Origin of the sequence: Bacteroides sp. PHL 2737, from assembly GCF_004115325.2 — a bacterium.
GTDB classification, from domain to species: domain Bacteria; phylum Bacteroidota; class Bacteroidia; order Bacteroidales; family Bacteroidaceae; genus Bacteroides; species Bacteroides hominis.
Genome location: NZ_CP040630.1, coordinates 1783790 through 1796581, shown reverse-complemented (window position 1 = coordinate 1796581; position 12792 = coordinate 1783790). Strand labels below are relative to the sequence as shown.

General features: G+C 41.5%; 5 protein-coding genes and 1 pseudogene. All 6 read right to left on the bottom strand.

The annotated features are described in order from the left end of the window. Positions 1 to 13 precede the first annotated feature (13 nt). On the bottom strand, positions 14 to 2005 hold the full coding sequence (locus tag DBK98_RS07445) for a DUF4954 family protein (protein WP_032536915.1): 1992 nt from the start codon (positions 2003 to 2005) through the stop codon (positions 14 to 16). A 24-nt stretch (positions 2006 to 2029) separates the two neighbouring features. Continuing rightward, a complete protein-coding gene (gene hflX / locus DBK98_RS07440) occupies positions 2030 to 3283 on the bottom strand; it encodes a GTPase HflX (RefSeq protein WP_005775357.1) in 1254 nt (417 codons plus the stop codon). Positions 3284 to 3399: 116 nt separating this feature from the next. Next, the gene (locus tag DBK98_RS07435; protein ID WP_005823280.1) at positions 3400 to 4794 is read right to left on the bottom strand and encodes a RagB/SusD family nutrient uptake outer membrane protein; all 1395 of its coding nucleotides are present in this window, start codon (positions 4792 to 4794) and stop codon (positions 3400 to 3402) included. 34 nt (positions 4795 to 4828) lie between these two features. Continuing rightward, positions 4829 to 7777, bottom strand: a complete 2949-nt coding sequence (locus DBK98_RS07430; RefSeq protein ID WP_080714595.1) for a TonB-dependent receptor — start codon at positions 7775 to 7777, stop codon at positions 4829 to 4831. Positions 7778 to 8293: 516 nt separating this feature from the next. Then, positions 8294 to 9793 carry a RagB/SusD family nutrient uptake outer membrane protein gene (locus DBK98_RS07425; RefSeq protein WP_032536617.1) on the bottom strand — a complete coding sequence of 500 codons (1500 nt, stop codon included), beginning with the start codon at positions 9791 to 9793 and terminating at the stop codon, positions 8294 to 8296. A 32-nt stretch (positions 9794 to 9825) separates the two neighbouring features. After that, positions 9826 to 12660, bottom strand: a pseudogene (locus DBK98_RS07420) (SusC/RagA family TonB-linked outer membrane protein); the annotation flags it as partial. Between the last annotated feature and the right edge of the window lie 132 nt (positions 12661 to 12792).

Below are 12792 nucleotides of genomic sequence, written 5' to 3'. Positions count from 1 at the left end.
GCTCGTAATTCCGTCACGCCAGTTGCCCGATACGGTTAATCAGCTCCTCACCCAGAGCAGTCTTATCATCAATGTGTTGCAGCACGGCAGTGACAAACGGATTACTCTCAAAATCGCCACGTACCTGACCGAAATCCAGCTTCATTTCATCGCGTGAGCCGTCGGCACCAAAGCCCGTCATAGACGAAAGTGAGAATTCCTTGCGTGCGTCATCATACACCATGCGGTCCAGTCCGACCACTGCTTCACGCCAGGCACGGACGATAGCGATAACATCTTTTGCTGTAATGGTTTCGGGGTTCAGACCATAAAATTCCTGTATCTTATGGTAAGCCCACGTCCATTCGTAAGTATAATAGTTATCGTGCATCTCGGCAAAACGGGCATTCATACTCTTCAAACGATCGATCTCACCACTTTCGATACCGGTAATCAGTTTTTCCACTTCACTTTTCGGAGCAATCAAACCGGCAATATCCACCCACTCGCCTACTCCGATTTCGGTATCCGGTTTCAGACGCCGGCGTATCTCTTCATTATCTCTGAAGTTAATCCCCTCAAGACGCTTAATGATGGAATTACCAAGAAACTTATGGATAGCTATTTCGTAATAGCGTATGCCGCTATTCAGCGAAGAGTTCTTGATTTTTGCACTTTGGTAAGAATAGATCTCCGATGTCTCGCCGGACACCCGCTTCAGCTCTTTCAGTATAGAGCGCCCCTTGAACATCTTCTGGATAGTATATGGACTCAGAAGGTTGTAGTTTATATAGTCCAGGCGGTTCGGGTCCGTACGTTTGTCACGCTTCGGCCACTTCTGGGCATCGCGGATAGTCCCGACACTGCGCAGATTGACTCCCGGCACCAGATAAGTCGTATTCTGCTGCTCGATCAGGTAAGAGAAAGGCAGGTTCGAGGTATCGGCATGATTCACATGACGCCCCATCACCAATGAAAAAGCCCCTACACGCGCCGGCCATAAAATGTATGAATCGGAAGTAGTCTTAGCTCCTCTTTCCAACGTCCCCTGATGAATCGGTCCCAGTTTATACATATGATTACTCTGGTTCGACCCCGAGCCGGCATTCATAAACGAAAACATACCGGCTATCAGCAAGGTAGACTTATGATGGGTTACGGTATACGGACCGGCAAAGATGGCACATGCTTCACCGTTCTCTCCCTGGCAGTTACTGAAAAACAGGGAATCGGAAGCGGAGTAGTTGTGTCCCAACTGACAGGCTTGCCCAACGAAGCAACGGGTCAGCATAGCTCCATCGTCCACATGAGAACCGGAGGAAATAATAAAGTCATCGCAAATGACACCATGCCCGATATGTACCGGAGCGGCTTCATTGCTGTTGATACTTCCGTTGTAAAGACGGCAGGTTCCGCAAATCCAGCAATAATCGCCAATACGCACATTCTTGATAGAACCGGTATTGAGAATCATCACATGGCTGCCGATGGTCCCCATCGCAGAAGCATGCTTGTTGGAGTAATAGTCAGTGATCGCCTTCATCCGGCTGATCAGTTCCGGACGGTGCCGGTAAAGAGCCAGAATATAAGCTTGATGAGCAGATAGTTTATCATTGATCAACACTTCGCGACCTCCCGTTTCGTTCAGCACGGCGGCCTCTACTCCATTACCGAACTGAGTCAGACCATCCACCAGAATAATATCTACATTCTCAATGAAAGTGTCGTTTCCTATCTCGTAGTTGGCAATGTAATTCTGGATATTCTCAATGCAACAGTTGTCGCCCACAATTACATTGTGCAAGGTGACATGCCTCAGCCCGGAATGTTTCCTGATTCCTCCCGGCAAGATAAAGTCCGAGTGGAAAACGCCCAGTTTCACCTCTCCCGAGAAACGGGTGTGATGCACAAATTCGGTTGTGAACTCTTCAGCGACCGCAACATGGTTCCAGTCATCAGCCAGACACGACTGGCTCTTCAACTGAAGAATTTCATCTTCAGTCAGTCTACGGTAAGTCTTTCCCATAATCCTCTTATTACAAACTACAAGTTACTCTTCGTCGTCGTAGGTCTGATAGAGAAAGTCGTTATAGGGATACTTCTGCACGTGCAATTCTTTCACTCGCTGATAAACCACACTCTTCAGTTCGTCTATATTGATTTTCTCACGGGCGGAGATGAACAGACAGTTATCTTCCATCTTAGCCATCCATGTTTTCATCAGTTCTTCGAGTGTCAAGTTCTCCTTTGTTTTGGGGGTAAGGTCGTCCGGCGCCTTTTCTACATAGGTATAGGCGTCTATCTTATTAAATATTAAAATCATTGGTTTTCCACCTCCACCGATGTCGGCCAGTGTTTTATTCACCACCTCTATCTGCTCTTCAAATCCTGGATGCGAAATGTCCACAACATGAACCAGCAGATCGGCCTCACGTACTTCGTCGAGGGTAGACTTAAAGGAATCCACCAGGTCAGTAGGTAACTTACGGATGAACCCGACCGTATCGGAAAGCAAGAAAGGCAAATTATCGATAATCACCTTGCGTACCGTCGTATCGAGTGTGGCAAACAGCTTGTTTTCAGCAAAGACTTCACTCTTCGCCAACAGATTCATCATGGTCGATTTGCCCACATTGGTGTAACCTACCAAAGCTACACGGATCATGCGTCCGCGGTTCTTACGTTGGGTAGACTTCTGCTTATCTATTTCGGCGAGACGCTCCTTAAGCAGTGACATACGGTTAAGGATGATACGGCGGTCCATCTCCAACTGAGTTTCACCCGGGCCACGAAGACCTACCGAACCTCCTTTACCACTTCCGGAACCACCACCCTGACGTTCAAGGTGAGTCCAGAGACGTTGCAGACGGGGCAACATGTATTTATATTGCGCCAATTCTACCTGAGTCTTGGCATTAGCCGTCTGGGCACGCATGGCAAATATATCAAGAATCAGTGAAGTACGGTCCAGTATCTTCACTTGCAGTTCAGCTTCGATGTTACGTATCTGCTTGGCCGAGAGTTCGTCATCAAAGATGACCATTCCCACTTCCCGGTCCTCTTCAGCCTCTGTTCTTATATATTCTTTAATTTCTTCCAGTTTTCCTTTTCCCACATAAGTCACCGAGTTAGCCGTCGGCAACTTCTGCGTAAACCTTTTCACCACTTCCGCCCCGGCTGTCTCAGCCAGGAATGCCAGCTCGTCCAGATATTCATTGGTCTTGCGTTCATCCTGTGTCTGAGTGATGAGACCTACCAGAACAGCAGTTTCGACTTTGGCTTCGGATATTACAAATTCTTTCATTCTACTTTATACCTTATTATAATATGGCGACAAATATAGCTATTTTCGTAACATACTAAAAGAAAAAATCGCCCAAGTGTTTCTACCTGAGCGATTCTTTATTATTTATTGACTATTTATTTATTAATATCTTTATTCAACAGCAACTCAACCTGAGGTATCGGCCAAGTATATTTTTCATCGGACGGACCCACATTAATTGTTTCATTCGCACCCACCTTAATGAAACGTTCCCCACGTCTCATAATATCAATACCACGGATACCCTCGCCTATAAACTCAAGGCGTTTCTCGTTGTAAATCGCTTCTTTCAGTGCATCACCCGTTAAGTTATCGATCTTCAACGGATCCGTAGCTGCATCTACCGAACGTCCTCTGACTTGTTTCAACAGGCTTTTGGCAGTAGCTTCACCTCCGGCCTTGTTGGCATAACATTCGGCAAGGTCGAGCAAAGTTTCGGCATAGCGGAAAATGGGCACCCACTGCAATTTAGTTTTTGCATCCGTAAACTTCAACAACAAGTCTTTCTCCCCTTTAAAGGCGATAATACGCTTGTCGGTAGCCAACGAATAATCAGGCTTTGACATAATTCCGCTTTTCGTATCAATCAACATGATCTTACCATCATAATAATATTCTGCCAACGACTGCTGTGTATTCGGGATGTTGGTATCAGCCATCGGCAAAGAGAAGATGCTCTCCTGACTGAAATACGGGGCCTTATAAATCAATGTTACGTCTTCCGGCAAACTATATCCGGTCACTAACTCTCCGGCTGCAATGGCTTTGTCCCATTCGTTCATTGCCATATAAACTCTCATCTTAAGCATGTTGGCAGCGGCCTGAGTAGCATGTGTAACTCCTGCATAGGTATTCACTTCGGTATCCAATGCCGAAATGTTTTCCAGATCAGACAGAATGTGGTCATAAATCTGCTTTACTGTAGAGCGAGGCATATTGTTATTTTCGGTTCCGGCCTCGGCAGTAAGACGCAACGGAACAGATTTTGCATCGGGATTTACAGAATATGGAGTCGGATACAAATTATTCAGATAATAGTATGCCAAAGCTCTGACAAACTTAGCTTCCTGCACATAGCGGTCATAATTCTCACCGGCAACTTCTTTGGCACCTTCAAGAGACTGAAGGAAAGTATTTACTTTATTGATGGCCAGATAAGCGTATGTCCAGGTGTCAGCATTCTCGGCATCCGTAATGCCCACATTCATATTATAGGTATTGAACAAAGTCACCAAGTTGTTGGAGATATTGATAACATCATCTCCCCTGTTGTCAAACACCATATAGGACTTACCTCCCATCAAAGACTTAGTCCCTGTGTTCTTGATTGCAGCATACAAGCCGTTCAGAGTAGCCTCTATTCGGGTAGGGCTTGTGAAAATATCGTTCTCGTTTACATATAATGGAGGCTCCTGATCGAGGAAGCTGCTGCTGCAACTACCTAAAAAGAGAGAAGCGCATAATGTCGAAAATATAATTATCTTTTTCATTGTAGTTTCTTTTATCTGTTAATATAAAACCATATTAGAATGTCAGGTTCACACCGATTGTATACGTGCGTGCCTGAGGCAAAGTATTCTTATCCGTACCACCGGCTAAAGTAGCACTTTCTACATTGGTAAGTGTTTCGGGATCCATGCCGCTGTATCCTGTAATCACAAACAGATTCTGAGCCTGAACATAGAGACGGAGCGCAGAGATTCCTACCGCTTTCGACCAGTTCTTTGTATTGAACGTATAACCCAGTGACACATTCTTCAGACGCAAATAATCTCCTCTTTCCACTAAGTCGCTGATAGGCAATGCCGAACCATTAGAATAATTATCACCGTATATCGGCATAGGATACTCTGCATGGGTACGTTCCGGAGTCCAATACTTATTATAAACGTCTTTAGAGTTATTCCAGTAACGCATATCACTCACACTGGCTTTGGTTCCGTTATAAATCTTATTACCTCCCGAGAATTGGAAGAACAAAGAAAGATCGAAACCTTTATATTTAAAGTTATTGGTCCACCCACCGTACCAGGTAGGAAGTGTATTTCCACAATCAACAGGTTCAAATTCACCGGCATATTCTGTTCCGTCTTCATAGAACCACCCCCCTTTTTCAAACATCAGTAAGGTTCTGTCACCTTCCGGAGTGATAAACACTCTACGACCCGATTTGGGATCTACTCCGGCAGTCGGGTACAGATACAGACGTCCGATAGACTTTCCGGGTACTGTGATATTCGTAATTTCTAAACCGCCATTATCTCCTTTAAGAATATTCTCCACGCCATCAGCCAGTGAAATAACCTTATTCTTGTTAGTAGTGATGTTAAAGCTCGTTTCCCAAGTAAAATCACTGTTTTTTATCACATCGGCAGAAACGGTCAATTCAATACCGCTGTTCCTCATCTTTCCGGCATTAGTGGTAATTATATTGCCCGGGATACCTTTAGAAGGTGATTGGGGCACATCCAGAATCAAGTCGGAAGACTTCGTATAATAGTAGTCAAAGTCTACATTGATCCTATTCAGCAATCGGGCATTGAAGCCAATGCTATATTTCTCCGAAGACTCCCATTTCAAGTTCGGATCAGCGATCTGAGCCAAACCATATGTACCATTTATACCATAATTATAACTTGAATAAAATGACTTTGAAGCATAATCGTAAATATCGGTGTTACCAACCACACCATAGCTTCCCTTTATTTTCAAGTCATCAACCACGTTGCGTAAAGGCTGGAAGAAAGCTTCTTCAGAGACACGCCATGCAGCAGAAACTCCTCCGAAGTTACCCCAACGATTCTTCTCACTCAAAGCAGAATAACCATCGCGACGGTAGTTAAGAGACACGATGTATTTAGAAGCGTAATCATAGTTGATACGTCCGAAATAAGAGACCATGGTATTGTTGGACAAGCTACCACCGGCAGTTGCCGAACCAAAAGGTCCCTGAAATACAATGAATTTATCATCCTGTAAATCTTTACGCTGTGCAGTCCAACGAGAGTTATTTCTCTCGGATGCCTCCGTACCGGCTAACAAATTAAAATTATTCTGTCCCAAAGAAAAGCTATAAGTTGCCGTATTTGTCCAGGTCCATCTGTTATTTTTGGTGTTATAAGCATTTGCCAGACCTTTACTGTTCACACCATCTCCATGCAATGGAGACCAGAAACGCTGTTCCTCGATACGGGCATAATCCACACCATATTGGGTTTTCAATGACAATCCCTTAACCGGAGTTGCCTCTGCATAAAATACACCAATGAAACGGGTTACATCAGAACTCAAACCATTGCCTAAAGATAAAATAGCCGCCGGATTAGAAAAAGTACTAAACACAGTATTTCCTCCATAACCCAGACCTTGAGCTAAATAATAAGGAGTACCATCTTCATTGTACATCGGTAAATTAGGGGCATTGATCAATGCCAGACGCGGGAACCCTCCAACGGCAAAGTTAGAGCCTCTACGGGCAGCATCTACATAAGAAGTTGTCCCGGTTGTTACGTTGGTGTTCATTCCTACTTTTAACCAGTCAGTAGCCTGTACGTTAATGTTAGCCTTCACCCCTAAACGGTCATACTTGTCGCCTTTTACAATCCCCTCCTGAGTTGTATAGTTACCAGACAAATAATACCGCACTTTATCCGATCCGCCACTTACGGCAACAGAATGACTTTGTGACAATCCGTTCTGGAATGCAGCATCTTTCCAATCTGTATCTACATAGTTGCCATTGGCATCTTTCATCATATTGAATGCTTTGTTACCATAAGGAGAAACATAACCGGCAGTCAGTGACAATTCATCCGTCCCATAACGGTTCTTTACAGCCAAATTCTTAAAGTCCACGTATTCCTGGGCATTCATCATTTCATAAAAATCTGTCGCATTTGAGAAACCCACAAAACCATCATAGCTCACTTTGACTTTACCACTTTGACCTTGTTTAGTAGTAATCAAAATAACCCCATTCGCAGCACGCGAACCATACAATGCAGCCGCAGCCGCATCTTTCAAAACATCCATAGACACAATATCAGCAGGATTAATATCGGCCAATGCATTGGCATTAGCCAAATAAGAAAGGTTACCCGATTCAATGGGCACACCATCGACTACATATAAAGGAGAAGTTCCGGAAGTGATTGAGTTCACACCACGCACTCTCACAATCGGAGCCTGTCCTACACCGGCCGACGGAGTAGTGATACTGACACCCGATGCACGCCCTTGAAGCATCTGATCAAAACTTACACTCGGTACATCTTTCAAAGCATCTGCCTTTACAGAAGACACAGATGCAGTCACAGTACGTGCACTTTGTGTTCCATAAGCTACTACTACCACTTCATCAAGTGCCTTAGAGTCAGTCTTTAATATCACTTTAATATTAGGTGCAATTGCTACCTCAGCAGTCTGCATACCGATATACGAAATCTGCAAAGTCTTTGCAGAACTGTAGTATATACTAAAATGCTTATAATGTGCGTATTACACAATGATATTGAACTTAGTAAAAAGAAAAAAAGATTTATTAAAACGCTTATTATCAAAATACTACAAATCTTCTATTTTATTGAGAAGCTCAAAATGAAACACTTCATATATCTTACAATAATCAGATAATACATTGATTATCAGCATGAATAAGATTCTGCATTCTATTTCCTATTCTACTACATTTTTCCTTTGTACTAATTGACTATTTGCTTTATATAGATATTTTATTCACCTATCAATAGTCGAAATTTAGAGTAGTGTCACATTCACAGATCGCATATAAGATAAATATTTTTTAATGTGTCTTTCATTTGTATCTTGAAATAAACGACATTTTTCTATTGAAAAACAGTTTGAGTTACTTTTGGCTAATATACAACAAATGTCATAATGAAACTCAATAGGAAGTTCCATTATTGTGAAATAAAAAAGGCCACTCCCTTTTAAAGAAAGCAGCCTTTTAATTACATGATTAATCCACTATTAATATCCGGGATTTTGTTGAGCTCTCAAGTTTGGATTTACATTTGTTTCATCAACAGGAATCGGAAGTATAGCTCTAAAGTAAGTTCGGTCAAAGCTTTGCGATTCTTTAATTAGTGAATAATGATACCCCTTATCTGCTTCATCTTTATAGCGAACGATTGTTTCATTATTGCGTAATGCATCGAAGTAACGTTGACCTTCACCAATCATTTCTTTTCTTCTTTCAAGAATGATTCTTTCTACTGTAGCATCTACTTCCGAAACAGCCTTAGCTTCCGGATTCGCTCTCAGAACAATTTCATTCAGGTATTTAGCAGCTTTATCCTGGTGTCCCCCAAGCTTAGCCGCCGCTTCTGCAGCGCTCAAATATACTTCCGAAAGACGAAGTAAAGGCAGATTATTTAAACGCATTTCACCTACGTCGTCCTTATCAGCCGGGAATTTATTAATGAAGATTTTTGCATCGCCATATTCTTCTTTAAGATCCTTATCATACTGAGCCGGCAATACCATACCTATACGAACATCTTTAGGATCCTGACTCAGCATATTCATAAAGTTTTTTGTTACTATTGCATCCGCATATCCGTTCTCGTTCAGCAAATAAGCAATACCATTACGGTCAGTCCAGTCATCATTACTTGCATTTATAACTTCGAAAATCATTTCGTTCGTATGTGCTCCATTGCTTTTATACCATGCATTTACATATTCTTCATTAGTCCAAAGTTTATATGGAGAGTTGGTTATAATATCTTCAGCAACTTTGAGTGCATTCTCGTTATCACCTTTAGTCAGATAGACTCTGGTAAGCAAGGCTTTTGCTGCCCATTCATTGATATATCCCTGAGTCTTATCTTTAGCAAGATATCCAGAATTAATAGCGTCAGTCAAGTCTCTGATGACTTGTGTATAAACTTCTGCTACTGTATTTCTGGAAGGCAAATCATTTCGTTCCAAAGGTTTCAAGATAACCGGGACACCCAAAGAAGCTCCGTTATCGGCTGTATAAGGCATACCATAGATTCTCACTAAGTCAAAATGAACCAATGCCCTGACAACCAATGCTTCTGAATATATTTTACCTATTTGTGCTTCTGTTGCGTCAGTCACCTTTTTTTCGTTAATTGCTTGAATCAGACGATTGGCACGGCGAACTACATTATAAGGTATATTCCACATATTAGGAGCATCATCCACAGTATAGCGCATCTCATAGCATGATGACGAACGCATACCCTGAGTTCTGGCTTGCATATCCTCAGCACGAACATCTCCATAATAAAACATACGGGCACCGTAATAGCTGGTGCTATTAGAGTTTCCCTGAATACCATCATACATACCTGTACGTGCAGTCAGAGCATCATTATAGTTTGTAATTGCATCTTCTGATGGAATTCCGTCAGCAGGTTTTCTATCCAGCCAATCATTCCCGCAGGAAGACAAACTTAGGATAGTAGCAACCAGTGTTATTGATTTATATATCTTTTTCATAAATTCTTTTTTCATAAATTGTTTCTACTTGATTAAAAACCGATTTCAATACCAAATGTAACAGTTCGAAGAGCCGGAGTCTCGAATGTACACAATCCGTCAACCGGAACTTCCGGGTCAACATACAAACTCTTTTTCTTCCAAGTTAGCAAGTTGTTTCCTGAAACATAAGCTCTTAATTTACTGATGCCTGCTTTAGACGACCAGTTTTGTGGTAAAGTGAATCCCAAAGTCATATTCTTCACACGTAAATGATCTGTAGACATCAGCCAACGCGAAGAGGCTTTATTAGTGTTACCGTATGCAAATTGTGGCAATTTGGCATTATCACCTGTTTTCTGCCAGGTATCTTCCATCTTGTAATAAGCAGGAACATTACCCACATAATTATAAGTACCTCCATTAGATTGTAGCCAGGTAGCATAATCATAAGCATGTCCGCCCAAAGAGTAAGTCAGGGTTAAATTGAAATCAATAAACTTCCAACTGATATAATTGGTCAAACCACCTTGTACTTTAGGTTCGATAGAACCGATAATCGTTTTATTAGCAGCAGCAGAATTTGTTGTTGTTTCACGGCTACCATCTTCACCGTTTATATAATACAGTTCTTTACCTGTTTGAGGATCAACACCTGCATATTCATAGGCATAGATAGAATAATATGGTTCACCCACACGGTGGATAGAAACCCCATCAATGATTTCCTGTTGTTCGCCATCCAACTTGGTCAGCTTATTCTTATTATGTCCTAAGTTCAAGGAAGTAGTCCAGAAAAGGTCCTTGTTCTGGATGTTGGTAGACTTCAATTCCAATTCAAAACCACGATTTCTCATTGAGCCAACGTTCACAAGCATATTAGCAGTACCCGCACTATTGATTACACCGACTGCAGCAGAAATCGGTTTATCCATTAAGAGATCTTTTGTCTCACGGTTATACCACTCAGCAGAAATAGTCAACCTATTGAGTAGTGTAAGGTCAATACCGATATTTGTGGCATAATTCTTTTCCCATTTCAGATTCGGATTATAGAAACGAGCTTCTGACGAACCACCATTTCCATTATAATTATATCCAAATTCATATACCCCCATATATCCGTAATAGTCTTTGGGCTGTGTACCATTTACACCGTAAGAAGCACGGATCTTAGCATCAGTAATAACATTGGATAATGATTCCATAAATGCTTCCTGTGAAAGTCTCCATGAACCTGATACAGACCAGAAATTGCCCCAACGACTATCTCTTGATAAACGCGAACTTCCATCACGACGGAAACTACCACTTACATAATATCTTCCGGCATAATCATAATTCAAACGTCCTAAATAGGAAGTCATTCGATAACTATTAATGTTACTGGCACCTCTTGAAACACCTGCATTTGTAATCTCCGGTAAGTAGGATGGATAAGTATTACCATTAGTATAGGTATAATCGTATTTGTAATCCTCCGTTTCAAATCCCAACAGTACATCGATATTATGGTGTTCTGCAAATGTCTTGTTGTAAGTTAACTGAGTTTGAGTATTCAACTTGCTTCTGTTCATCATATAGCGTTGAAATACCCCTTTTGAAGAACGACCATCATTGGAACGAGGATCCCACCATACACGATTGTTTGTCTGGTTAAAATCATAACCCAAAGTTTCTTTTATATTCAAATTATCCCAGATATTCCATGTTGCAGCCAATGTATTCAAAGTACGCACAATTGTACTACGATCATAATTATATGTTGCAGTCTGAAGAGGATTGGCACCATTCAAAGCAGGGAAACTCGTACTAAATGTACCATCTTCATTATATGGGAATGTAGAGGGAGAAGCTGTCATAGCCAGACACATGATGGGGCTTGAGAAACTAGTCCCTTCCGAGTTTACTTTTTGAGTTGAATTTGTAAACATCGTACTTGCCTCAATTGTAACGCGGTCTGCCGTATGACTCATATTTGCACGTCCGGTGATACGCTCGTATCCAGACTGTAGTGTAATGCCTTCCTGTTTGGTGTATCCAAAAGAGGTATAGAATTTAGTCCGCTCATTTCCTCCTTGAGCATTTACTTCATAATTTTGGTGAGAACCGTTTCTGAAAAGAATATCTTCCCAATCAGTATATCCACTCCAAGGTTTTGCAGCATATTTATCAATATTATTATCTGCATAGTTCGTGGCATAAGCTTCATCCTTTCCAGAATTTAAAGCATAGTTTTTAAGACCCATATATAGGATATCGCGTCTATCTTCACCATTCAGAATGGGACGATAATCAATAGCTTTGTTGGAGAATCCCCAGTCTGCCCTCACATTGAGTTTCAATTTTCCTGAAGCTCCCTTTTTAGTAGTAATTACAATAACACCGTTTGCTGCGCGTGAACCGTAAAGTGAAGCAGCCGCTGCATCTTTAATTACCGTCATTGATTCGATATCATTGCTGTTGATGGTGGACAACAAGCTATTACCTGACTGAGAATAAGTGAATTCACTTGCGTCACCAGTCATTACAGGTACTCCATCAATGACATATAACGGATCATTACCAGCATTAATTGACCCCATTCCACGAATACGTACAGATTCAACAGCACCCGGTTGTCCGGAAGTAGACGTAATCTGTACACCGGCAACAGAACCGGCTAATTTATCTTGTACGCTCAAAGAAGGAACATCCTGAAGTTTTTCCGTCGTAATACTTGATGCCGCTCCCGTAAAAGATGATTTTTTAAATGTACCATATCCTGTTACAACAACTTCGTCCAACACTTCCGTATCAGGTTTTAGCGTAATCTTCATAACAGGCTTAATTGCTACTTCAACAGTTTGCATACCGATATACGAAATTTGCAAAGTCTTTGCAGAACTACAATTATATTATAAACTATTTATTATCAGTATTTTATAAAAGATACAGAGAACTTGTGCTTATACTACGATATCAATGGTTATATGTTTGAATATCAAATATATATGATAAAAGTACTAACAATAAAATCC

Bases quoted from the DNA above. Each gene is read 5' to 3' on its own strand.
- DBK98_RS07435 (WP_005823280.1), bottom strand. From the start codon at position 4,794: ATGAAAAAGATAATTATATTTTCGACATTATGCGCTTCTCTCTTTTTA.
- hflX (WP_005775357.1), bottom strand. From the start codon at position 3,283: ATGAAAGAATTTGTAATATCCGAAGCCAAAGTCGAAACTGCTGTTCTG.
- DBK98_RS07445 (WP_032536915.1), bottom strand. From the start codon at position 2,005: ATGGGAAAGACTTACCGTAGACTGACTGAAGATGAAATTCTTCAGTTG.
- DBK98_RS07425 (WP_032536617.1), bottom strand. From the start codon at position 9,793: ATGAAAAAGATATATAAATCAATAACACTGGTTGCTACTATCCTAAGT.